Genomic DNA, 24060 nt, shown 5'->3' with positions numbered 1-24060 from the left:
ACCCATTTCCGCAGAGCGCTTAGAGCGTAGTTAAAGAGCGATCGGTGGATGTTAAAGGGGTGTCAAAACTATCCAAATTGTCACAATTTTCAAGACAATGAAGGTAGTTAGGTTTATTAAGATTGTAAGGATAAGGGGAGAATCGATGAGAGATCGAAAAGCGGCAGAGAGTTTACTCGATGGCTCGCGCTTAAGTGATGATGAGTTACTCCGCTACTCACGCCATATTATGTTGGATCAGTTTGATCTAACCGGCCAAGAGAAGCTGAAACAGGCCCATGTGGTGGTAGTCGGTTGTGGCGGGCTTGGGATGGCGGCACTACCACTCTTTGCCGGCGCGGGAGTGGGGAAGATTACGCTTGTTGATTATGATCGGGTCGATATTACCAATCTTCATCGGCAGACGGGATACCGTATGGGAGATATCGATCGTTCAAAGGTGCGGCAAGCGGCAAAGCATCTTCGGGAGCTCAATCCTAACGTTACACTAGTTGAAGTGGAGGAGAAGGTCTCCTTTGCAACATTAGAATCCCTCATTAAGGATGCCGATGTTGCACTCGATTGTAGTGATAATTTTGCCCTGCGCAAAGATCTCAACCGAGCCTGCTATCTCAATGGGGTTCCATTAGTCTCAGGTTCTGCTGTCCGTTATGAGGGGCAATTAACGGTCTTTGATTTTCGTGATGAGAAGAGCGCCTGTTATGAGTGTCTCTTTGGGGGAGAACATGCCGATGATGGTAATTGCGCGCTCTTTGGTGTCTTCTCACCAGTGGTCCATATTATTGGTGTCACTCAAGCACAAGAAGCGCTTAAGTTGATTATGGGGCTTGGTTCAATCGCCGTTGGTGAGATCTGTCTCTATAATGCGCTCAATTTTAGTTGGCAGAAGTTCAAATATCGCCGTAATCCCAATTGCTCTCTCCATCAAACCTGAAAAATTAGAGGCCAAAGTGTTAACTTCACTCTGTAATTAGGGTAAATTAGGGCAGAAGAGCGAGAGGTCAATCAATTAATGTCAATTAATATTAATGTAGACCTATTCGTGAATAGATAAAGTTGAGAATAAGATTATAAAATCAGCTAAATGCTGATTGACTATTCCGAAAAGAGAGAAGATTAAATCATGAAAAAGTTTTTTACAGTAAGTACTTTAAGTGCGCTTATTCTTGCAGGTTGTGCGACGACAGAGGCGCCGACAAAGAGCGTGAGCTATACCGATTATAAAGATAACCATAAACATGATACGGAATTGGTCTCAGATAAACATTATGAGAGCTATCTTGCATGTGTTAAAAATGGCCTCAAATCAGACCGCGTGACAGAATCGACCCTCAAAGGTAATGGTACTCGTTTACAAAGTGGTAATCATTTTGTGATTGAGATCTACCGCGCGATCGATAGTACTTATGCCCGTGCCGATAGTGATGATAAGCGCATTATCGATCTTCTTCATCGTTGTAAATAACAATTTGTGTTAAGAAGAGAGTCATAAAAGAGAGTTATAAAAGAGATTCATAAAAAGTTTAGAAGTAAAAATAAGAAGAGCAGCCGACAAGATATGCTGCTCTTTTTTTGTAACATTTTTGATGTTTTTCCTATCTTTTCCATCTCTCTGAGTCTAAGGCTATCTCATTTTGCAGATTTCCCCTCTCGCTTTTGAGTCAGAATTGAGGGCGTTGAGAGAGTTTAGAGAATTGAGAGATTATCGAAACAGATGATGAAGTGTTGCAATGATGCAGTAATAGGATTAGAGAAATGGTTCTGTTAGATACCAGCCGGTGATGCTCTCTCTCATCTCTTTTGTTGGTAGCACCTCATGAGGAAAATCCTCTGAGAGAAAGAGAATCATCTGTCCCGCTTTTGGCGGTAGAGTTAAAATCACCTCATCTGAATCGAGTTTTTCGCGACTATAGATTAACAATTCACCGCCATCTCCCGGTTGCCAAGACTCATTGAGATAGAGCACCGTAGTGATTTTTCGGCGATTTTGATTCCGAGCATTATCATTATGCCGTTTATAGTAAGCACCACTTGGATAGCGACAGAAATGGATCTCAAAGTCGCGTAAGCCAAGGTAGAGTTCCCGATTGAGGGATTGGCGAATATCCTCCATCTTTTCAAAATAGTTGGCAATCGGCTCGCCCATTGTTGGTTCGAGCCAGAGTGTCAGATCGCCTCTAATTTCTCGATTTCCCTGTAAGGTATGGCGATGACCGATACGAGCATCTTTTAATTGGTCCTCTGGGATCGCCTCTTTAATATGGGCAACTTCAGAAGCGGATAGAAAATTATCCCACACATAGTAGCCCTGTGTGGTGAGCGCATCGATAAGATTGTCTATTTTCATAGTGAATTTCAGAGATAAAAGTTAAGAGAAATTTTATATAGTGAAATCCAAAAAAATTAAAATTAAAAACTTAAATGAATCGTTCAAAACCTCCTGATGATCGATATTTAGGGATTTTTTGATTGTAAAATATTTTAAGGTTTTGTCAAAATAATGGGCAGAGGGAGAGAATGATTAGAAGTGTTAAATAGATGTTAAAGAGGTGTTATAAGAGGTGTTATAAGAGGGAGGTTTCCATTTGCTAAATTGATCGTGGAATGGGGGTGCTAGATTAGCTACTTGACTGGTGAGAGTAAAGCGAATCGGCAAGGGCTGTCATTACGGTGTCATATAAGATGCTTACGATAATGGGTGACCCGATTGCAGAACGGGAGTCATTCAATAGCTTTTGATTTTTTGGAGATCAATCATGACACGTAAACGTGATGAATTTGAAGTAAATAATCAGACCACAAACTCAGCTTTCTCAGAGGTGATGGATGCGCGTATTTCACGTCGCTCACTCTTTAAAATGGGTGGATTAGGGGTTACCGCCGGCATTATGTCGCTTTTTCCTTCTAATCTTTTTGCCGATAACTCCCGTGATGAGGTGCTGAAAGCCGCAGCGAGTGGACGCGTCTCATTTAAGCCGGTTCCTTACTCGGTATTAGATACGGTGATTGTTCCCGAAGGATATGAAGCAGTTGCCTTCTACAAGTGGGGTGATCCTATTGGACTTCCCGGTAATAATCCTGAATTTAAGAAAGATGGTTCAAGTAGCGCTGCCGATCAAGCAGCTCAAGCAGGGATGAATCATGATGGGATGGCGTACTTCCCATTAGGATCAGGGGATGAGGCTTCTCGCCATGGTCTTTTAGCGATGAATCATGAATATGTCGATAATGGTCTTCTCTTTACCGATGGTGAAGCGAATTGGTCTGCCGATAAAGTTCTTAAATCACAAAATGCAATGGGAATCTCCGTTATTGAAGTGATGAAGAATGATCAAGGAGAGTGGGAGGTAGTTCGCCCTTCTCAATATGCGCGTCGTATTACGCCTCATACAGAGATGAGTATCTCCGGTCCTGCAGAAGGGCATGAGCTGATGATCACTGCCGCAGATCCTACAGGTTCAAAAGTATTAGGAACCATGCAAAACTGTGCGAATGGAAAGACGCCATGGGGAACTTACTTAACATGTGAGGAGAACTGGGCCGATATCTTTGTGAAAGCAGAGGGTGAGCATAATGCTTTAGAGAAGCGTTATGGCGTTGCCGATAGTGATACCGCATACCGCTGGGTTGAGTTTGATGAGCGTTTCAATGTGGATAAACATCCGAACGAAGTCAATCGCTTTGGTTGGGTTGTTGAGATCGACCCTGAAGATCCCACCTCAACACCGATCAAACATACGGCACTAGGACGTTTTAAGCATGAAGGTGCGGAGATGGTCGTCGGGCCTGATAAGCGTGTTGCCGTCTACATGGGAGATGATCAGCGTTTTGAGTATATCTATAAGTTTGTGAGTCGTGATCAATATGATCCGGCGAAAGGGAAAGCAAATAGTCAGCTTTTAACCGATGGAACGCTCTACGTTGCTCGTTTTGATGAGAATGGAAAAGGAGAGTGGATCCCCCTAGTTTATGGTGAAAATGGATTAACAGCAGAAAATGGCTTTAAAAATCAGGGTGATGTGGTGATCAATGCTCGTAGTGCCGCTGATATTGTAGGCGCAACGAAGATGGATCGTCCTGAGTGGATTGCGGCAGATCCTAAAAACCCTGGCAGTATCTACTGTACATTGACCAATAATAGTAACCGCGGAAAAGCAGGTTATCCTGGAAAAGATGCGGCAAATCCTCGTGATAATAATCTCTTTGGGCATATTATCCATTGGCAGGAAGATAATGCTGATGTGACCTCACCCACATTTGAGTGGGATATCTTAGCATTAGCGGGATCTGATTTGACAGATGATCCTAATCTAAAAGCACAAAATCGCGGTGATGCATTTGGAAGCCCTGATGGTTTAGCATTTGACCATAATGGTATCTTGTGGGTACAGACCGATGTCTCCTCATCGACAATTAATCAGAAAGCTTATGCCGGTATGGGGAATAATCAGATGTTAGCGGTAGATCCTGCCGATGGTTACTTTAAACGTTTCCTCGTAGGTCCTAATCGTAGTGAAATTACCGGGATCTCTTTCACCCCCGATAATAAGACGCTCTTTATCAATATCCAGCATCCTGGTGAACCTGATAATGGAACCACAGAGCCGAGCGCAGCATTAGCACTCTCTACATGGCCTGATGGCGCGGCAGCGGGACGTCCTCGTTCAGCGACTGTTGTGATTCAAAAGATCGATGGTGGTGTGATTGGTAGTTAGTCGAATGATTAATTGAAGGATTAATCAAATGATTAAACCATCTTGGTTCTATCGTCTTATTTGAGATAGATCACCAAGATGGTCGAAACAGACCTAGGTAAAAGCCTCTTTTTCAAAATGATCGCTAGATCTGAAAGAGAGGCTTTTTTGCTTGAAGCGGTATTTAAGCGGTATCTAAAAGAGGCGGAGATAGAGGAGAGACGGAGAAGAGGAGAGGGGAAGAGCCCCTCAGTTTCATCTATTGAGGTTATTAGAACCTCTTATCGGCTCTTTTTATTGTGAGATTTTTAAAAAAAGTGGAAGAAATTGCACAACCTAATGATAAAATGGGCAACGAGTAGAGAGAAAGCTGATCGGCAAAATCTTCTTTGAAAGCGTGGTATTGGATTGTCTTGAATTATATTGAACTGTATTGAGTTGTATTGCGCTTTATCGAAGATAGTGAGAGTTCTCGAAGATGAGGTTTTTTGAGTATTGTCGAGTATTGTCGTGGATTGTCGATCGAAGATCTCTCTTCAATCAGAGCTATGCTAAAGAAGGATTATTAAATGATGCGTAATATCTTCAACAAATCTCCCCTTATCAATATGAAGAAAGTGGCTATTGCTGTTGGGGCTGCACTTCTCTTAACAACGGCGGCTGAAGCATGTACGCGCGTTGTGTTCCATGGTGATAATGATCGTAATATTACGGCAAGATCGATGGATTGGAAGAGTGATGTGGGGACTAATTTATGGATTCTCCCTAAAGGAATGGCCCGTACTGGTGAGGCAGGAAATCGCTCAATTGAGTGGGTCTCTCAATATGGTAGCTTAGTGGCAACAGGTTACGATATCTCCACAACTGATGGGGTCAATGAGGCGGGACTCAATGCGAATCTTCTTTGGCTTGCTGAATCAGAATATCCTAATCCATCCGTCCTGAATGATAAGCCGACGATGGCGATCTCTCTTTGGGCACAATATATGCTCGATAATTTCGCAACGGTGGCGGAAGCGGTTGAGTTCCTAGAGAGCGAACCCTTTATTATTGTGACAGCAGAAGTACCAGGTGAGACCCGTTTAGCAACACTCCATCTCTCGATGTCTGATGCAACCGGCGATAGCGCGATTGTTGAGTATGTGGATGGGAAGCAGGTGATCCACCATGATCGGAGTTATCAGGTGATGACAAACTCTCCGACATTCGATAAGCAGTTAGCGATGAATGAGTATTGGGAAGGTATTGGGGGAACGGTTGTATTGCCGGGGACTAATCGTGCTGCAGATCGTTTTGCACGTGCTTCATTCTATATCAATGCGATTCCAACCGGCGGGACGATGAAAGATTCGATCTCTAGCGTTTTTAGCGTTATTCGTAATGTCTCTGTTCCTTATGGTCTCAATACGGAAGAGGAACCTAATATCTCTTCAACTCGCTGGCGCACAGTAGTGGATCATAAAGAAGGGCTCTACTTCTTTGAATCGGCAATCTCTCCTAATATCTTCTGGGTTGATCTTAAAAAAATCGATTTTTCCCCGGGTGAAGAGAATGTAAAAAAACTCGATCTTGGGCAGAATCAATCTCATATCTATTCGGGAGAGGTCTCTTCAGAATTTGTTGTAACCCCCGCCTTTAAATTCCTTGGAATTACTGAAGCGCAGTTACAAACAGAGATGGAGAAAGAGCGTGCGGAAGCGCGTGCTTTTGAGGAAAAGGAAGCGGCAGAACTAAGAGAGAATGAGAGCGTGGATATCGTTCCTCTTTAAGTGAGAGAGGAGAGATCTAGCAACAAAAAAGCACTGATCAAATGATCAGTGCTTCTACAATCGAATGCGTTTTAAATAGATTGGTTGCGAATCGTTTTATGCGGCAACTTCTTCTATGATCACCGCAGGAGCATCCTCTTTTTTAGGCATCTCTTTTAGATTATTGAGATCATCTTTTTTGTGATCAAAGAATTCTTTCGCCTTATCAACGGCATTATCGAGATTCTCTTTCTGCTGCTCTAAAACATCTTTGACGCTATCTGAAGCATTATCAACAGCATTTTTAAGATCTTTTTTCATCTCATTGAGATGGCTCTTTTTATCCGCTGCTTCATCTTCAACGGTTGCCGCATCACTTTCGACGACCACTTCTGCTTGATCGAGCGCTGCATTTGTTGCGGTCTCTGTATCGGTTGCGGCGGCTTCAATTGCTTTCTCAGCCACCTTTGTATCTGCTTTTACCGCATCACCGGCATCAGTACGATAGATCTTATCGCCACTCATTTTAGCGCCCCAGGGAAGATCAGAGTTCTGCCAACCATTTTGAAGACGAAAGCCTTTCATTTCACCCTCTTTAATGACATCCCCTTGGAAGCCATTCACAACATAGTGCGCATTGGTAAATCCAGCATCTCGTAATGCTTCAGCACTTGGTTTTCCACGCTCACTGCCTGAACGGCACATTGTGATGATCATAGTCTCTTTCGGGAGGTTTCTCGCCTCTAAAGCTGCGACAACCTCTTCAGCAAATTGATCATTCTTATTCATCTTAAAAGCACCTCGCTCATCGCTCCATTCTGTTCGATCGACAATGAGGAAGGGAATATTGAGATCAACAACATCTGTGCTACCGACAAACATAATCTCAACAGGATCACGGACATCCACAAAGAGCACAGGTGTTTCACTCTCCATCTTCAATTGATAGGCCTCTTGAGGTGTTAATCCCATCTCTTCTGCGGCAAAAGACCATGAAGCAAGAAGAAAAAGGGAGGATAAAATCAATTTTTTCATAATAGTCACTCTCTTAACTAGTTGAAAATAGATCATTCGATCGCTATCGATGATTAGCCGATGATTCAGTTGATCGATATGAGTGATAGAGTCGCTCTATCCCCTCTATTTTAACAGATGGAATATATTTTTGTATATTGATAATCTGGCGATTTGGTGATCTGATGATTTGCTTATCTGTCATGACTTGAGATATTAATCCCTAGATCGTTTAACCGGCTGATTGGTTGTTTGGTTGATCCGGTTTATCAAGTTGATGGAGTGATATTATCGCTGTTGTTGCTGACTAGATATAGAGTATAGATATAGAGTATAGATATAGAGTATATAGGGCCTTTTAGAGCAGAACCACAATGATCGGTGTTGTAATCGCCGAGAGAATTGTCGTTAAGATAATACTGGAGGCAACGGCATCTTCAATTACTTGGAATTTTAATGCCATTAGATAGACATTCATCCCTGTTGCGATAGAACCTAAAATAACAATCGCTTTTGTCTCAAAAGGGGGTAATCCCATTAGAAGCGCTACGCCCCAGATAATAAGCGGATGGAGAATGAGTTTAAAGAAGGTGATATTGAGGCTCAATTTCAGATTGGCACCAAGCCGGTACTTCGCCAAACCCATGCCGAGAACCAAGAGTGAAAGTGGGGCAACCATATCGGAGAACATCTCAATGGTATGGGTCGCAAAGGTGGGGATCGGTACTCGGAGAAAGCTCACTAAGAGCCCGAGCATGATGCCGACTACAATTGGGTTTTTTAGAACGCCACGAAAAGTGAGCAAAAAACCTTTAAGCGAGAGAGAACCATGATCTGCCCACTCAATCGCAACGGAGACTAAGCTCCAGAGTAAAAGCGCATTAAAGGAGATCACAAGTGCCGATACAGCAATCGCTTCACTACCCATAAAGAGCATAATTAGCGGAATTCCGATCATTACATTATTGGAGAAGATTCCCCCCATTCCAAAAACAGCGGCTTCCCGAGCGCTCCGTTTTAAGACCCATTTCACATAGATCTGTGCAATAAAGAAGAGGATAAAGGAAGCACCAAAATAGGCGATAATCAGGCGAGGATCCATCTCCTCCTGAGTATGAAAGCGGCTCATAACCCCAAAGAGCATGACGGGAATAGCAAGATTGAAGAGAAAGCGAGTTAACCCTTCCGTAAAGGTATTATTCCAACGAAAGAAGCGAACGAGAATATAGCCGGTTGCGATGAGAATAAAGAAGGGAAGAAGGGCATAAAATTGCGTCGCAAAGGCTTGTAGAAAGAGTGTCATAACAAAAGTGCTCAATGAAAGGGGAAGAGGTGTTATTCGCGATGATGTTCGATCAGCCCCATCGATGAGATTGATCTAAATCAAATAAATTCCTACCACTGTAGCAGAGCACTTTTAAAGTAGAAAGAGGTGCCGGCACTCTTTTTTCAATGGAGATATTTCTAGGAGATAAAGGCGTTATTATTATGCAGGTATCGGGCAGATATCGCGCAGAAGCTTGATCTATGTAGACTTTCCCCAGGGGAATCTTTCTATTTAAGCGCTGATTATCTATAATATGTAAATATTAATGTAAATTAATAAAGAAAAGTATTAGAAACAGAAGTATTAGAAACAGAAATATTAGAAATGAGAAGCGGAATAGTTGTAGAGATCAGATTAAGGGCAGTGATCGATCCTTATAAGAGTAAATGATTGCTGAAGATCGAAGGAGCTCTCCATTGAATAGAGGAGCAGTATTTTGATCTTTGATCTCTACTATCCCATTGTACTTAAGATAAAAGGCAAAGAGAGATGAAGAAAATCGCAATAGTTGTAGGGTTAGTATTTGGACTTGCCGCATGTGGTGATCATGATGAAACCTACTATATGAAGCACCTCAATAAAGCCCAAGATATGGTCAAAAACTGTGAGAAGCGCCTCGATAATGCTCGCAAAAAAGGGGGCGATAAAGGGGTTGCGCTTGTGGAGAATGATCAAGCTTGTATCGCTGCACAGAAAGCATTAGACCAAGCTGCATTAGATCAAGAGATGGAGCATTTTGCTGAGATCGAAGCGAGACTTGAGCGTGAACATGGTGAAAAGAATTGGCAAGAAGTTCTCTCGGTCTATGATGCAATGGCCTGTAATGAAGCGACGACTGCACATGAGAAGGTTGAGTGTAACGCTTTCAATAAATTGGTAAAGAACGCAAAGATTGAGGGGAAGAAAGTTCTTTTTGAAGAGAACTTAGATAATCTCTATCGTCATGAGCATCAGTTTTGTGGAACTAACGCTGCGGAGTCTACACTTTGCCAATTGTGGAAAGATGTTCGAGATGAGAAGAGTTACGAGATGTTGATGCCCCTTTCATTGATGGAGTTGCAAGCAATTTATCCTCAATTTTGTGCAGAGAACCATGCAGTCACAGCCGATTGTGATATTTGGAAGCGTGTCTGGAAAGAGAAAAATAACGCAGCAGTTGAGCAATATAAGCAAGATCAAGCGCTCTTTATTGCGAGCTATAATCGTTGTGTAGATCGCGTTGCAAAGGTTGAGCATAATAGTGGTTTAACTGCCGATGAGAAGCGTAATGCGATGCGGAAGATAAGAGAGACCACGCCTTGCTCACAGGTTGAAGCTGCTTTTATTGAAAAAGGGATGGGGAGCAGTACCAATTTTAAAAAGCATATTGGTGAATAATCAAAAGGGCATTCAAGAAAATCATTTTGAAGTGCCCTAAAAAGCATGAAGTAGTATGCAATAGTATGAAATTGCATGCAATAAAAAAGGCTGACATCTTAATAAAGTGTCAGCCTCTTTTGTTTACAATTCCTATTATGCCGCTTCTCTCTTTAGGATTACAAAGGGAACCGGTGAGCGAGGTTCTCTATTTTGCATCAATTGATGCCGGCGCTTAATCAGTTTTTGCGCATGATAGAGTGCATCAGTGAAGATTCTCTGCTCTCGACGTCTCCAAAAAGGGCTCTTTTGCAGTTCAATTTCTGCTTTTGTGATCTTCTCTTCAATGGCTGTTGGTGTCTCAGCACTAAATTCATTGGCGATCAGTAGAACCTTGTTAAAGCGACGCTCCTGTCTAAAGCGTAGGTTCTCTTTTTGGCGTTGAGTCAGCAATAAGTTTAATAGATCGGTCAATAACATCTCTCTTCTCCTTTTAGTGACGCAGTTGAGCTCTCTTAGAATCGACTTAATCACTCTTATCTGTTTTTGCAGTTAGATCATGTGGGGATCTTTGATGTAATAAATATTACATTTATGTAATTGCTATTGCAATACATTTTTGTAATATTTTGTAGCTAACTGCTGAGCTGATGATATTGTTTTTTACTTATCTTATTGTAATTAAAAGAGTAATAGCTATCTTTTTGTTTTTCTATCGAAGAGATCAATCATAAAAAGAGGGAGAAAGTGAGATTGTTTTAGGTAAAGTGAAGGGTTATCAAGCGAGTACTGTCAAACAAGTATTAGCAGATATCAACCCATTTTCCGATCACAACCCCATTAATAGAGGCATTTTCACGAATCTCTATCGGTTTATCACCCCAGTTTGGATTCAGAGGAATAATATATTTTTTCCCATCAGGTTCAATCACCAGTTGTTTAAAGGTAGCGCTATCGCTTCCTTCTAAGGTTACAATGACACATGATTTATTTTCCGGCATACGGGCAGGATCGACAAAGATAATGTCACCATCTTCAAAGGAGGGGCTACCATTAGGATTCATCATGCTGATACCGGAGACTTGCAACGCAAAGGTTCCTTTACTATGGGGTGCCGGGCAGGGAACCCATTTAATGAGATCATCTGCAGGAATTTGTCCGGCATCACTAAAATGACCGGCGGCAACCCACGAGATGACAGGGATCATTCCTTGTAGTGCTACAGGATTAATGGGAACATCAGGCTCTTCTGTCTGTTCAAGGTACATATTCGGCATATCTGCCAATTCTTCGATAGAACGCGCTTTTCGCTCACCAAAGACACGGCGACCATTAATAAGTGCCGAAAGCTCCCCTTGATTCATGCCGGTCTTCTCAATAAAGGCAGCTTGCTTTCCCCCGTAGTAGCGATCAATCCATGCTTTTAAATTTTCTGCTCTAATTCTTGCTGCTTCTTTCATTTTTAACACCTCTCTAGTTAACACATAAATGTAAATTATATAACTGCAATGGTCAATCAATTGCGCACTCAATTACATAAATATAATGAAATAGGGGGAATTAGATGATTTTTGCTGTGAAAAAAGGGGAGAATTGGGCTGAACTTATAATTTTTTATGACCTTATTTAAAGGCTCTTATAAAAGATCTTTATCTTTTCCGAGAGTTATTTCGTTGCTTCCACTCTTTTATTTCTCGCGGAGAAATATCTTCGGGATAACATTTCGGCGTATAGCCACCTTTTTTACTATAAGCACTTCGTTTCCCGCAACGGCTACCATTTTTAGCGGAATTATAAGGGCATGCGCAACTTTTAGGATAAGATGCGATGGATTGCTGAATAATAATATTTTTAATCTCATCATCACTTTGTGCATAGGCTAGGTTTGAGGTAAATGCAGTAAAGAAGAAAATGATAAACATGAAGGGTATTGTAAAAATCTTCATGTATAGCCCCTTATATTGAATTGTTGTTATTTTTGAGTTTTTAGTATTGTATATTTAAATTTAAATAAAACAATAAAACCAAAATGATATTTACTTTGGACTTTAAGGGAATTTGATTGTATTTGATTGATGGGGAGGAATATAGAATGTTAGAAGAGAAATTTCTCTGTTTGATCAATAGTAGAATGATAGCCTGTCGTATAGTTTTGGTGGGGATGCTAAATCAATATTAGATAATGCTGCTAATGACATCGTGAAAACACTTTTACAGTCGAATGTTTTTAAATCTGAATAAAATAATCTAGAGAGCTCTAATTAAGTTTAGGGTTTTAAAGAAATTATTAAGGTTAAGCTTATAAATCTTCTCACGAGGCTTTGCATCTTTAATTTCTTTAAGTGTTAGTGCCATAGTTTTACGGTATAAATGTAAATAGAGAGGTTGATACCGTAAAATATACCGTAAAAAGTTCAGTGAGTAAACGAAACAAGGTAAAACAAGAATTAACCCTGATCTCTGAAGAGGCAGTAAAAAAGCGGTTTAATGAGAATTAAGTTAACTCTATTAAACCGCTTTAAACACTAAATGGCGCGCCTAAGAGGGATCGAACGATTATTGTTTTGCATTGATGTTACTGGACTTAGTTTTTATTTTTATGAGTTTTACTACCATTCTTACTACTATAATTAAGGTTATAGCTTAGAATAAATTAGAATATGGTAAGAGAGGGCTTCATTCAGTTGTCTTATCTCAGATTATATCATTCAAAAAAATAGCGGTGTAGAAAAAGTGTCTCACCGCTATTAATATTATCTAGTATTTTGTTTATGCTCATGCGCATTTATGTTGATCAAGAAAACTGAATATATCTTCTTTAGTTAGTCCTAATGTCTCACATATAATACTGACAGACCAGATCTTCATTCTACCGAGGTTTTTCGGTTCTGGCAGTTCACCATTTTCCACCATCTCAACAACAGTATAATTATGAGCTTTTCCTCCGTTTACAGATAAAATCAATTGCAATTGTGACTGATTGATAAAGAGGGGTGAGAATTTTTGGTTGTTGATTAACTCTTCGCTTTCCATCTTAAACCTCCATATAACTCTTCATATCTTCAAACCATTCAAAGCCACCAAATTTAAACCACACTTGGCGCGTATTTGTATCAATGCGAATAATCTTTTTGGTTACATTATCTTTAATAACGGTGTGGCCAACTTTTGCAGTTGATCCATTTTTATAAACTGGATTAATCATTTCAAAATCCTTTTTCTCATTTGTCGTAAGCAAACTTTGCATCCAAAGTTGCCATGCATATCTCGATCATTTCCACTTTGTTCATAAATTGATTGTGGATTATTGGGTGCTGGCTGACTCATGCAAAATAAGTTGCCGGCGGTGTCGCAGTAATGATATTTACCACTGCGCTTATTCTTGACGATGCAATCGCCATTTTTTCAGAACGGAATATCATCATCCTCTTCATCAAATCCCACATTCTTCTCTGGGGCACCCCATGGATCTTTTTTCGGATAATCACCTACCATTGATTGGTCATCGACATGCTGATTATTAGGGTTTGATGGATTAAAGTTGCCACTGCCTAACATTTGTAGTTCATTGGCATTGATATCAGTTGAGTAGCGTTCAATACCCTTTTTATCAGTATATTTGTTGGTTCGAAGAGATCCCTCTACATAGACTTGAGATCCCTTTCTTAAGTATTGCCCAGCAATCTCTGCAAGACGACCGAAAAAGACAACTCGATGCCATTCCGTGCGCTCTTGTTGTTGCCCGGTATTGCGATCCTTCCAACTCTCGGATGTTGCAACAGAGATGGTAGTAACAGCGCTACCTGCAGCTGTATAACGAACATCAGGGTCTTGCCCAAGACGTCCGACTAAAATGACTTTATTAATTCCACGAGACATACTATCCCTCTTTTAAAATGTTGTTCTTTGGTCAATGTAATCTTGTAGTTTGTTTCTCTTCCAATCTAACTCCATTCGAATTCGATCTATCTCCGCCAGTACATTGCCTCTCTGATCGATAATTTGATAGATGAAGAGCCCATTCCTTTTTTTGCTTAAGCGATTTAATATGCAGCCGTTTTTTCTTAAGTGAGCCTTGACGATGTTATTGATCCAATATGAAGTACGATCTCTGTTATCAGCCATTGACATAGATAGCTCTCCTTTTAATGATGTTTTTTAAATTTAATGAAGTGCCTACCGGTAAAGATCTTCTGGTAATAAGCGTTTTCGCTCTTTAAATCTTAGTTGAGCACCCCATCCGGTCATTTCTAGTGCTTCTTTGGGATCAACAAATCGACCTTTGTTTGTCATAAAACCTTCTTCATAAAGCTTTAATGTCCAGAAGTAGTGTTTACTTGATAGGCTTTGAAAGAAGTCTGTTGCGAATTGATCATCATATTTGATGCAGAGCCTGGTTTTTTCGAGCCTGATCGTTCTATCTTCAAATTTATAGCTAAATAGATATCTAACTGCAGGACATACAATCTGCTCTTTACTTTCGTGCATGTCATGCCTCCTTTAGGTGTTCAGGAAGCGCTGAGCCAAAAGGAAGCTCGTCGCTGGCTTCAACTTCATCACAGTCAACACAGCGTCTACTCCAGATAGAATGGGGTTCGCATATATTTGGCATAATATTCATACGGATATACCAATCACTCTCAAAGTCATGCCTTACCCACTCTGTAAACTCATGCTTACCTTCCCGGCAATTTGTTTTTTTTGAATGGAATTTTAAATAAGTTTTTCCAGTAGCAAAGAATTCTTTTTGGCACGCTATGCACTCAACTTTATGCTCTCCTTCTCTGAGTTCCAAAGCATTTGAGACCGCATCCAATTTTTTGCAATATGGGCATTCAATACCGTTCATAACTAGGCCACCTTTTTCTGAAGAATAACTACTGGGGCATTAACAATAGAATCCATCTTTTCATATTTAGCGGCAGCTTTAGCACGCGCACTGATCAGGTTTCTAGCTCTATGGAGTCCAGCTACAAGGACTTGTTGCTGCTTTTTATTGGGGCTTAAAACAAACATACGCGCAAGCTTCAGCTCTTCATGAATGATTAGATATTTGATCTGAGCGAGAGAGAATGCTGAATAAGCTTTAGAGATTTCGATCTCTTTATAAATACGCGCATTTCTTTTGATGCGTTTATTTTCTATGTGACGTTGTGCGCATTGTTTGATTATTTTTAAAATAGACATATGTATCTCCTTTTGTTTCTTATGTAACTATAATTACATATGTAACATATTAAAACAATACTTATGTAACTTATTTTATTTAGGGCATAAAAAAACCGCCGGTTGGCGGATTGAATACTTTATAGGGCTTCCTATTCAGACTTTATATAAGGACTCAAAACTTGATATATGGAAGTTCCTATCTTGTCTTTAAGCATCTTTGGATCGGTAGCTATATTAGATTTAGATATATTATTTGATAGGTTAGGATAATTAATAGCTATAAATTTGGCATCGTAGTTGGATTTAGATTGATATCTTCTATTATGTTTTTTTAGCTCTGTATCAAGGCATTTACTTATGAATCTAACTTTATTATTCTTCCCGATACGCTTATTTTCTCTAATTGATTTTTTATCTAATTCAGAAATATCTGTTAAATGCAATAACAAAAAAAGCTCAAAACAAGGATTAGTGATACCTAATTCGTAGCCATGACGATTAGAGATATCGATTACGTCATCATACTGTTTTTCTTTAAAGCTTTGTTTATCTCTGTCCAGTAGGATAATAATCTTATCATACCCAAAATCAAAATTTTTTACTGACTCTAGGGCGTTAATCATTTCTAGTAAGTTCTCTTTTGTAATTAGTTTTAACCCGTTAATATTCCCTTTAGTTAGAGATTGTAAAGCGATTATTTTTTGCTGAATAAATTCCTCAGATGGGTTTATTTCTTCTTGTATTTCATTTTTTATATTAAGAATAAGATCCATATCCTGCAAGGATATAGATGATGATATTTTTAAATAATTATCGATTGTATTTACAACAATATATTGATTTGACTGGGTTATATCTATTCTATCAAGAAATATAAACTCACCAATAATTCTATCTTCATATAAGATAGATAATTCTTGAACATAGATTTTTTCAGTTTCAGCACCTTCAGATACAAAAAATAATTTCGGCTTTGGGTCTGAGGGCGTTACTATTTTTCTAGAAGTATCAGGAGCCGTACTTTTTAATCTAAAAGACATCAAAACTCCTTTTAATAATTATTTAGAAATTTAAACTTGGGTATACTGCCATATCGACCATCTAGGTAGGCATTCATCACATCTTTATCAAAACGGGTTTTAAATTGTTCTAGTGAATATAGCTTACTTTCACCTATATCATTTTTTTCTACAAACCAGATTTCATCTCTGCGCATAATATTTAAATCTAAAATTCTATCTTCATGTGTAGATACAATTAATTGGGATTTGTTTTTAAGAGATAAGAACATTTTAACAAAGTTGTAAGTTAAATTGGGGTGTAAACTTCTATCTAACTCATCAATAATAAATATTTTATCTTGCTTGTTTTTTATGACGTCATAAAGCTCAAGAAGTCTGATTGTACCATCAGATTCTTCGCTTAATTTATATGTTTCATTGTCAGCGTAGTGAGTGAATTTTATTACATTATATTCAATATCTTGAGAAGCTATTTTTTTGATGCTGAATAAGTTTTTAGAGGTTCTCATTATAGCAGTAATATCTATATCAACATTGGACTTATGTTTTTTGATGGCATCAATATGTTTGTTTATATCATCATTGATAAAATCTATAAATTCGGCACTTTCTAATTTGTACATTTCATCTAAAGAAATAGGTGTAATTTTTATAGAATTTATGCCAGTACCAAAATCTTTTAAAAAATTTTCTATAGAGTCATCATTTTCATCTAGGTAGGTTAAGCCTCTATTAGTTGTGTCAGAGGGGGATATAACCTCTAGCTTATTAGAAAACCATCTATAAACAAGGTTAAGTATTCTTGCAGCATGTTTTTTATCAAAGGAGGACTTTCCTTTATTTATAAAATGTAAAAAAAGTGAGCAGTCACTTTTGGATAAAGATTTAAAGTCATTTATATAGATCTTTAATCTTTCTTTATCATTAGTGTTCGATATTAATTTATCAATATCTAATAATAAATCATTATTTTCAAAGTCTAGAGTAAATATTGCATTTTCTGTAGAATTTGTTATTTCATATAGCCATTCTTTTTTTATTATTTTTTTGGATAATAAAATAGAAAAACCATAAGAATACATCTTGTTATCTATAATGATTTCATATTCAAAACTAGTTTCTAAGTCTTTATTCTTTTTTTTAGTTCTGCAGTAAGACTGGGTAGAGGACTCGGGGAAATTGTTGTTTGAAATAAAATCTTTTGAAAATTTAAAAGCCTTTATTAGATTTGATTTTCCAGCTCCATTAGCACCATAAATTGCAGAGAATTTTAAAAGCTGAACATCTTTATATTTATATAGATGTTCAGGGTGGCGTCGTGATTTTCCTTTCACGAGAGAAAACTCATTAAGGGTATCGAATGATAAGAAGTTTAATAGTCTGAAATTTATTAGCATATATAAGGCTTTCTTTATTAGTGATATTGATTCCTAACTATAATTATATAGCATAAAAACACCTGAAAAAAAATAGATGTGAAAAAATCACTTTTACCATTTGAAGTTAGAATGTCAATATCTTATTGCATAATTATTTCTATACCTGCATCATCTTGAAGTAAAAGTAGTTATCAATAGTTATCAAATTATCTGATTGCATCTTTGCTCTAGTTTTCTAAGTTACTAGCTTGGGATACTTTAAATTCAAAACAACAATAGAGGAGTACGAGTTCTTTACTACAAGGAAAGAGTTCTTTTGATTCTTTAGGGAGGTCTGACTTTTATTTTTTGCTAAAATAGATAAAAAGAGCATAACAGTACATAAATACTTATGTTGTATATTCCTCCAATTTCCAATAATAACGTAATTAATAGTTGTGTTTTTAATTACGCTCTAATCTTTACCCATTTGCCTATAACAGCACCTACGATTTTGATTCTTCCGTTTAGCGGTAGAGATTTTTCTGGCCATTGGGGGTTGAGTGGGGCAAGAAACTTTTTTTGCATCTCATCTATGATCAGTTGCTTAAACGTAGTTTCATTTGTTTCTTGATTGTAGGCAATTACGCAAGATTTATTTTCAGGCTCTAGAGAAGGGTCTATGAAAATTATATCTCCTTCATCAAAAGATATTGGTCCCATAGGATTTCTCATACTGATCCCGGAAACTCTTAAGGCATATGTATCCTTTCCATGCTTTTCAGGACAGGGAATCCAACTCTCTACTGTATTTTCAATATCTCTACATTCGACTGTTGCCCAGCTCCCCGCTGCAATCCAGGATATTAAAGGGACAATCCCTTTTAAGTCTAGAGGCTCTACGTTATCAACAGGATCTTTATCGAGATATAGAAAAGGCATGCCGGCTAGTATTTCTAAAGATCTAGCTTTTTTTTCGCCAAAAGACTTCTTGTTTAAAAGACCTGAGAGTTCTCCCTGGTTAATTCCAGTTACTTCCATAAATGATGCTTGAACGCCGTTATGGTTTTTATCTATCCATTTTCTTAGATTAATTCTTCTGTTCTCAGTTATGTCTTTCACTTATCACCTTGTTATAGTTTGTCTTTGAGCTAATAATTTTATTTAATTACCAGTTGCAAGCCTTTCTTAGAGGTTCAATAACCTCTTTAATACCTGAAATATCAAAAGTAGCCGAAACTCTCCCACCTCTATATTTTTCAGCTTCTATATATATTGTTTCTTTACCTTCTAGAGATTTTATAAAAGAGATGGGTTTGGGAATGAATGAGGCTTGGCCATTGCTTGATGCATTCCACCAAGAGTTTTTTGCCTCTTCTTTATCGATTCGGTAAGCTACCTTCATGTTGTTCGATCCCAGGTATTCATCCCATGAAACAAAAGCATCTGTTTTATCTCTTTGGCAGCGGAGCATTAAAATTGCCGGACTTCTTTTATTTTTATAGTCGTTAGCAAATTTTATTATCGTAACCTCTTTAGAGTCATCCAAAGGAGATTCAGTGATATTAACGATCCAATCATCATATTCTTTTTTTAATTTATCTGATTCATTCTGTTCGTTTTCATTATTTTTGGAATTTTCTGCATTTTTATCATAACAAGCAAGTCTAGCAATATCGTTTTCAATTGAAGAGCAATTTGATGCGTATGCTGCCGATAATGAAAATAAAGCGACACTAAAAAATAGTTTTTTCATAAAAGTTCCTTTAAATAACTAAACATCCGTCCATTTTCCAATAACAACACCATTAATCACGGCATTACCGTTGATTTTGATAACTTTCTCATGCCAGTTTGGATTTAATGGTTGGATATACATACCATCTGTTTCTATCACTAATTGTTTAAATGTAGCAGAAGAACTTCCTTCTAGAGTTACGACAACTAGAGATTTATTTTCAGGTACTCGATCAGGATCGACATAGATAATGTCGCCATCTTCAAAGGATGGTTTTCCATTTGGATTTTCCATGCTGACGCCAACAACTCTTAGCGCAAATGTATTTTCGCTATGAGCTACGGGGCATGGAACCCATTTGATTAGCTCATCAGCCGGCAATGTTTCTACACTATGAAAATTACCAGCAGTTACCCATGAGATAACAGGAACAAATGAACCTTCATTTGTTTGTGTTGTAGGAGTGGTATTGGGCATAGGTCTCACTTCAGCTGTAGTCGGTGTATTCGAATCTATCCCATACATGAGCCATTCGGCAGTTACACCTAATACTCTAGCTATTTCAACTAGAAATTTAGAGCCATCATTTCTTCCATTTTCTAAAAAGGTAATTGTTGATGTCGATACTCCTGCTAATTCCGCTAGTTTTTCTCTGGAAATCCCCATTCTTTTTCTAGCTTCTTTGAGTCTCTCTTTTAGCATATTAAGCCTTTTCCCATTTTGGTTGTTCGATACTACTTACCTTTAATGCTAGTTACAAGTGTAACTAAATTCAATATACAAATGTAACAAGTGCAATAACAGAGTTGACTTGAAATATTACATAGGTAACAATATCGAAAACTTAGTGTTACATAGGGATTATGATGGTGTCTATAGAAGAAATAATTGAAAAAGCCGGTGGTGCTGAAAAGTTATCAATTGCATTAGGAATTACTCGCCCTGCAGTGCTCCACTGGAAATCAAGAGGATTAAAGGTCCCTCCAATTGCACATGCCGAAATTATTGAAGCAGTAACGGGCATACCCAAAGAAGAAATTTGGGTTGATTATTACGAGCGCTTAAGAAGCTTGCAAAGGAAATCAAATGAGTAGATTGAAATTCACAATACATGGCTTTCAGCAACATAAGCTTATTGAGCATGGTCTCGATAACAATGACGCTCTGGTTATGAGCGTCATAAAAGATATGTATGCCTCAGCATCTGTTGAAAGTGTGTTGATAGATGGAGAGCGATTTGTCTGGGTAAATCAGACTCAGCTAAGAGAGTTCGTTCCGATAATAGGATCACTAAGAACGATCCAAAGAATATTTGAGAAGCTGCGCAAAGCTAAAGTGTTTGACTCACACGTCTCATATGAAAAAAAGGGAGTTAAAGGAACCTTTTATTTCATTAAACCCACGCAGCTATTCGATGATCTTACCGAATATGTAGCTGATGTCAATATACCGCCCCAAGCCTTAAAAGAGGGTACGACAAAATGTCGTAACAAAGACTCTTCTACAAAAGACTCTTCTACAAGTGACTCTAAACATAATAGAGCGCCTGCTGATCTGAAACTATTGCTAGAACGAAATATTGATGAGCAACTTGCTAAAGATTTTCTTGTTTTAAGAAAAGCCAAGCGTTTGCCTTTGACACTGTCAGCAGTAGAAGGTTTAGAAAAACAGGCGAAAAAAGCAAATTATACATTGGAACAAGTTATTAGAACTTGTATTGACCGAGGCTGGGGTGGTTTTAATGTTAATTGGAGTGGAGCAATAAGCACGCCTGCGGTTAATGACTTTAACAGTCAAGATTACGGCGCACCGGTTATTCCTGAACATATGCGGAAATAGGGGGAAGATCATGAAACAAATTCAACAGTTTTTAAACAAGCCAATGCCAATCAATGAAGTTGTTACCAATGATTGGATAATCGATACGACCGAAATATGTGAAAAGCATGGCGAGTATATCAGTTCAATAAAGCGAGGATTAGAAAGTCGAGCCATTCCAGATTGCCCCAAGTGCCGACAAGAACGTGAGCTGAAATCTAAGCTTGGAGGAAAAGATGGAATCGCTAAACGCTTTACTCGTTGTTCGTTTGATAATTATGAAGTTAATCATGAGAGCCAGGCTCAGATTAAAGATATCTTGGAATCTTTTGCGCGTGATTTTGAAGATCACCTAGAAATGGGAACTCCCGTGCTTTTATTAGGTGGAGTTGGAACGGGCAAAACGCACCTTGCTTGTTCAATCGCGAATGAAATTGCAGATCGAGGTTATAACTCGATCTTTCGTTCTGTTTCTGCATTAGTCCGCTCAATTCGTGATTGTTGGGGGAGAAATGGTGAAGAAGCGAAGTTAATTGAGCTTTATAAAAATATCGATCTTCTGATTATCGATGAAGTCGGGGTCCAAGCAGGAAGCGATAACGAACGTAATATTTTATTCGACATTATTAACGGTCGTTACGAAGAGATGAAGCCAACGATCATGATCTCGAACTTGAAAATCGAGGACTTCACAAAAGCAGTTGGGCAGCGTATTGCAAGCCGTATTCAGCATGAAGGGCTCTTGTTACCGTTTGCATGGCGTGATTACAGAGCGGCACAAGGAGCTTAGAGATGAGTTGCAAGATAGAAAAACAATTAATGGATATTGGGTCTCAAGTTATTAAAGAGGATGGTCCTTTAGGAATGGTTAATTTTGTAAGAAAGTTAATTATTGCAGCAGCCGCAACTGCCGACCTAATCGATATGAGAGATATTTCAATTGAGCTATCAGATGATCAGGCTGTTGATTTTAAGATTCGCTCAATCAAAACGCCAGTGCCGAAAGATATTCACTAGGAGGTCGCAATGAGCAAGATAACGATTAAATTTTGGGATACATCGAGAAGCGAATATGTGGACTCAATAAACTCAGAAGACTTTGCTGTAGACGACGCATGCAATGTACTTCTTATAAGAAGTGGCGACAATATGTATCACTTAGAGCCTCACTTCTACCAAGATGGAGAGCGTATCGCATGAGTAAGTTCCCCGTCAAAAATGATAGACCCACCAATGGTGGTTGAACAATCAGTCGATAATTTTGGACGAAAACGGTTTACAGATGTTCTTATATTTTCTGGAGAAGTAGGAAAGCGTGACTCAATTGTAGTTGTTGCGCGTCTATCTCCGGAGTTTACAGCCAGAATCGTTGACAGATGGCTAGAGTTGGAAAGCCAATCATCCTTACCGGCACTTCCAAACTTTAATAATCCTGCGGAGGCAGCGCGCGCATGGGCAGATCAAGTTGAAGCTAATCAATTAGCTCAGCAGAAGTTAGTCGAAGTTGCCCCTAAGGTTGAGTTTGTCGATCGATATGTCAAAGGCAACGGGCTAATGACGTTTAGACAGGTTTGTAAGCTTCTCAATGTTAAAGAGGCTGAATTTAGATCATTCCTGGTCAGTCAGAAAATCATGTATCGATTGAACGGTGGTTGGGCAGCTTACCAGGTTCATTTATCTGCCGGCAGATTTCAGCATAAAGCCGGCATTGCCGAAAATGGCAGGGCATTTAGCAATATTTTATTTACAACAAAAGGCGTTAACTGGGTAGCAGAGCAGTGGCGCGTGTTTAATGAACAGGAGGAGATGGCATGAAACCCTATAAAAATATCATGATTTATAAGTTTGACGAGCAAGTTGATCTAACAGCAGAGCAACTGGAAGAGTTATTGGTACAGCATCCACTACGAGATTGCGGTCAGGATGAATTGGAAACGTACGGTTGGTTGCCGGCATTTAGTCAAGGCGAAAACCTTGTTGAAGAGATGAATCAGTCGCTATTTATTCGATTAGGGATGGAGATTAAGAAGCTTCCGCGCAAAGCGATTCAAACTGCCATTGAGAAGCGTGCGCGTGATAACAATATCGATCTTCTCGATAGAGTTTTATACAAAGAGCTCGAAGAGATCATCACAAATGAACTCATCAAGAAAACAGCGCCAGAGCAGTCATCTATTTGCGCGTATATCGACTTAGAAAAAGGCTGGTTAGTTGTTGATGCTCCAAGCGAGAAGAAAGCTTCATTAGTGACGGCTGTTCTTAGAAAGAGCTTAGGATCATTGCCAGTGGTTGGATACGCGCCACAAGTAGAGATGTCGATCATTATGACTGACTGGGTAAGAAACAACTCAATCAATGAAAAATTTTCTCTTTTAGATGAAGTTGAAATGAAAGAGCTCTCAAAAGAGGAGGGAGGTACTGCGCGTTATAAAGGAATTCCACTAGACTCAAAAGAGATCGAGCTAAACCTAGAAGAAGGATGGAGCGTTACCAGAGTAGGTCTCTCATTTGAAGATATCGTTACATTTTCACTGGGTGAAGACTTCATTTTCAAGCGCCTGCGATATCTCGATCAGTATCAAGAGCAGTTAGAGCTTAGTGAGGACCAGAATGCAGTGGCTCAAAGTAATGCTTATTTATTAGCAGATACCGTGAGAAGCCTTGCTACTGGGTTATTTAATGCATGTCATGGGAGTGATGAGCAATGAGAGACATGATAGGGGTTTTTACCGGGTTAATGCTTGCTACTTTAGTGATATTCCTACTCGGATCAGGCATAGATATGGGAAGAGAGAGCGTCGTGAAAGATTGTTTAT

General features: G+C 38.9%; 27 protein-coding genes and 1 pseudogene. 11 read left to right on the top strand and 17 right to left on the bottom strand.

Going from position 1 to position 24060, the window contains the following annotated elements:
- Positions 1-145: 145 nt before the first annotated feature.
- Together DC077_RS07415 and DC077_RS07410 are read left to right on the top strand one after the other, a co-directional pair.
- Positions 146-934 carry a HesA/MoeB/ThiF family protein gene (locus tag DC077_RS07415; protein WP_109201868.1) on the top strand — a complete coding sequence of 263 codons (789 nt, stop codon included), beginning with the start codon at positions 146-148 and terminating at the stop codon, positions 932-934.
- Between the two features lie 189 nt (positions 935-1123).
- Positions 1124-1465, top strand: coding sequence for a hypothetical protein (locus DC077_RS07410; protein WP_109201867.1), 342 nt, complete (start codon positions 1124-1126; stop codon positions 1463-1465).
- A gap of 282 nt (positions 1466-1747) precedes the next feature.
- Here DC077_RS07410 and DC077_RS07405 read toward each other — a convergent pair whose 3' ends face one another.
- Positions 1748-2347 carry a 2OG-Fe(II) oxygenase gene (locus DC077_RS07405; RefSeq protein ID WP_109201866.1) on the bottom strand — a complete coding sequence of 200 codons (600 nt, stop codon included), beginning with the start codon at positions 2345-2347 and terminating at the stop codon, positions 1748-1750.
- Positions 2348-2756: 409 nt separating this feature from the next.
- On the opposite strand from DC077_RS07405, the gene DC077_RS07400 reads away from it, so the two are divergent.
- Together DC077_RS07400 and DC077_RS07390 are read left to right on the top strand one after the other, a co-directional pair.
- Positions 2757-4715 carry a PhoX family protein gene (locus tag DC077_RS07400; protein WP_109217910.1) on the top strand — a complete coding sequence of 653 codons (1959 nt, stop codon included), beginning with the start codon at positions 2757-2759 and terminating at the stop codon, positions 4713-4715.
- 587 nt (positions 4716-5302) lie between these two features.
- On the top strand, positions 5303-6463 hold the full coding sequence (locus DC077_RS07390) for a linear amide C-N hydrolase (RefSeq protein WP_109201910.1): 1161 nt from the start codon (positions 5303-5305) through the stop codon (positions 6461-6463).
- A 474-nt stretch (positions 6464-6937) separates the two neighbouring features.
- On the opposite strand, the pseudogene DC077_RS11140 reads toward DC077_RS07390, so the two are convergent.
- Positions 6938-7477, bottom strand: a pseudogene (locus tag DC077_RS11140) (rhodanese-like domain-containing protein); the annotation flags it as partial.
- 337 nt (positions 7478-7814) lie between these two features.
- The gene (locus DC077_RS07380) at positions 7815-8759 is read right to left on the bottom strand and encodes an AEC family transporter (RefSeq protein WP_109201863.1); all 945 of its coding nucleotides are present in this window, start codon (positions 8757-8759) and stop codon (positions 7815-7817) included.
- Between the two features lie 513 nt (positions 8760-9272).
- On the opposite strand from DC077_RS07380, the gene DC077_RS07375 reads away from it, so the two are divergent.
- Entirely contained in the window at positions 9273-10160 is an 888-nt protein-coding gene (locus DC077_RS07375) for a hypothetical protein (RefSeq protein WP_109201862.1), read from the top strand.
- 135 nt (positions 10161-10295) lie between these two features.
- Here DC077_RS07375 and DC077_RS07370 read toward each other — a convergent pair whose 3' ends face one another.
- From DC077_RS07370 to DC077_RS07305, 14 genes are all read right to left on the bottom strand, one after another.
- Positions 10296-10619 (bottom strand): hypothetical protein, encoded by a 324-nt coding sequence (locus DC077_RS07370; RefSeq protein ID WP_109201861.1) that lies wholly within the window; start codon positions 10617-10619, stop codon positions 10296-10298.
- 323 nt (positions 10620-10942) lie between these two features.
- A complete protein-coding gene (locus DC077_RS07365; protein WP_109201860.1) occupies positions 10943-11599 on the bottom strand; it encodes a LexA family protein in 657 nt (218 codons plus the stop codon).
- A gap of 189 nt (positions 11600-11788) precedes the next feature.
- A complete protein-coding gene (locus DC077_RS07360; RefSeq protein ID WP_109201909.1) occupies positions 11789-12061 on the bottom strand; it encodes a hypothetical protein in 273 nt (90 codons plus the stop codon).
- Positions 12062-12914: 853 nt separating this feature from the next.
- Entirely contained in the window at positions 12915-13172 is a 258-nt protein-coding gene (locus DC077_RS07355; protein ID WP_109201859.1) for a hypothetical protein, read from the bottom strand.
- 1 nt (position 13173) lies between these two features.
- A complete protein-coding gene (locus DC077_RS10870; RefSeq protein ID WP_157953512.1) occupies positions 13174-13344 on the bottom strand; it encodes a hypothetical protein in 171 nt (56 codons plus the stop codon).
- A 200-nt stretch (positions 13345-13544) separates the two neighbouring features.
- Positions 13545-14018 (bottom strand): single-stranded DNA-binding protein, encoded by a 474-nt coding sequence (ssb, locus tag DC077_RS07350; RefSeq protein ID WP_109201858.1) that lies wholly within the window; start codon positions 14016-14018, stop codon positions 13545-13547.
- Positions 14019-14315: 297 nt separating this feature from the next.
- The gene (locus DC077_RS07340; RefSeq protein ID WP_109201856.1) at positions 14316-14627 is read right to left on the bottom strand and encodes a Y16D family protein; all 312 of its coding nucleotides are present in this window, start codon (positions 14625-14627) and stop codon (positions 14316-14318) included.
- Between the two features lies 1 nt (position 14628).
- Complete coding sequence (locus DC077_RS07335) at positions 14629-14988, bottom strand: hypothetical protein (protein ID WP_109201855.1); 360 nt, start codon at positions 14986-14988, stop codon at positions 14629-14631.
- A gap of 2 nt (positions 14989-14990) precedes the next feature.
- Positions 14991-15326: a hypothetical protein gene (locus DC077_RS07330; protein ID WP_109201854.1), complete on the bottom strand. Its 336-nt coding sequence runs from the start codon at positions 15324-15326 to the stop codon at positions 14991-14993.
- A 131-nt stretch (positions 15327-15457) separates the two neighbouring features.
- On the bottom strand, positions 15458-16348 hold the full coding sequence (locus DC077_RS07325) for an RloB family protein (RefSeq protein ID WP_109201853.1): 891 nt from the start codon (positions 16346-16348) through the stop codon (positions 15458-15460).
- Between the two features lie 11 nt (positions 16349-16359).
- Positions 16360-17664 carry an AAA family ATPase gene (locus tag DC077_RS07320; RefSeq protein WP_157953511.1) on the bottom strand — a complete coding sequence of 435 codons (1305 nt, stop codon included), beginning with the start codon at positions 17662-17664 and terminating at the stop codon, positions 16360-16362.
- Positions 17665-18156: 492 nt separating this feature from the next.
- Positions 18157-18810 (bottom strand): LexA family protein, encoded by a 654-nt coding sequence (locus tag DC077_RS07315; protein WP_109201851.1) that lies wholly within the window; start codon positions 18808-18810, stop codon positions 18157-18159.
- A gap of 46 nt (positions 18811-18856) precedes the next feature.
- On the bottom strand, positions 18857-19444 hold the full coding sequence (locus tag DC077_RS07310; RefSeq protein ID WP_109201850.1) for a type VI secretion system-associated protein TagO: 588 nt from the start codon (positions 19442-19444) through the stop codon (positions 18857-18859).
- Between the two features lie 18 nt (positions 19445-19462).
- Positions 19463-20128, bottom strand: a complete 666-nt coding sequence (locus DC077_RS07305) for a LexA family protein (protein WP_109201849.1) — start codon at positions 20126-20128, stop codon at positions 19463-19465.
- Between the two features lie 167 nt (positions 20129-20295).
- Between DC077_RS07305 and DC077_RS07300 the strand changes: the two genes are divergently transcribed.
- The 6 genes from DC077_RS07300 (at position 20296) to rdgC (ending at position 23952) form a co-directional block, all read left to right on the top strand.
- Entirely contained in the window at positions 20296-20520 is a 225-nt protein-coding gene (locus DC077_RS07300) for a hypothetical protein (RefSeq protein ID WP_133243430.1), read from the top strand.
- Positions 20513-21265, top strand: a complete 753-nt coding sequence (locus DC077_RS11045; RefSeq protein WP_239990358.1) for a hypothetical protein — start codon at positions 20513-20515, stop codon at positions 21263-21265. Before DC077_RS07300 ends, DC077_RS11045 begins: the two co-directional genes overlap by 8 nt.
- Positions 21266-21275: 10 nt before the next feature.
- Positions 21276-22034: an ATP-binding protein gene (locus DC077_RS07290; RefSeq protein WP_157953510.1), complete on the top strand. Its 759-nt coding sequence runs from the start codon at positions 21276-21278 to the stop codon at positions 22032-22034.
- Between the two features lie 2 nt (positions 22035-22036).
- A complete protein-coding gene (locus DC077_RS07285) occupies positions 22037-22261 on the top strand; it encodes a hypothetical protein (protein ID WP_094567193.1) in 225 nt (74 codons plus the stop codon).
- Positions 22262-22462: 201 nt separating this feature from the next.
- A complete protein-coding gene (locus tag DC077_RS07280) occupies positions 22463-23059 on the top strand; it encodes a phage antirepressor KilAC domain-containing protein (protein ID WP_239990393.1) in 597 nt (198 codons plus the stop codon).
- Positions 23056-23952 (top strand): recombination-associated protein RdgC, encoded by an 897-nt coding sequence (gene rdgC / locus DC077_RS07275; protein WP_109201846.1) that lies wholly within the window; start codon positions 23056-23058, stop codon positions 23950-23952. Before DC077_RS07280 ends, rdgC begins: the two co-directional genes overlap by 4 nt.
- Positions 23953-24060: the final 108 nt, after the last annotated feature.

It is taken from the genome of Ignatzschineria cameli (assembly GCF_003121895.1).
Taxonomy (GTDB): Bacteria; Pseudomonadota; Gammaproteobacteria; order Cardiobacteriales; family Wohlfahrtiimonadaceae; genus Ignatzschineria; species Ignatzschineria cameli.
The sequence above is the reverse complement of the archived record's forward strand: the minus strand, read 5'-3'. Positions and strand labels throughout refer to the sequence as shown.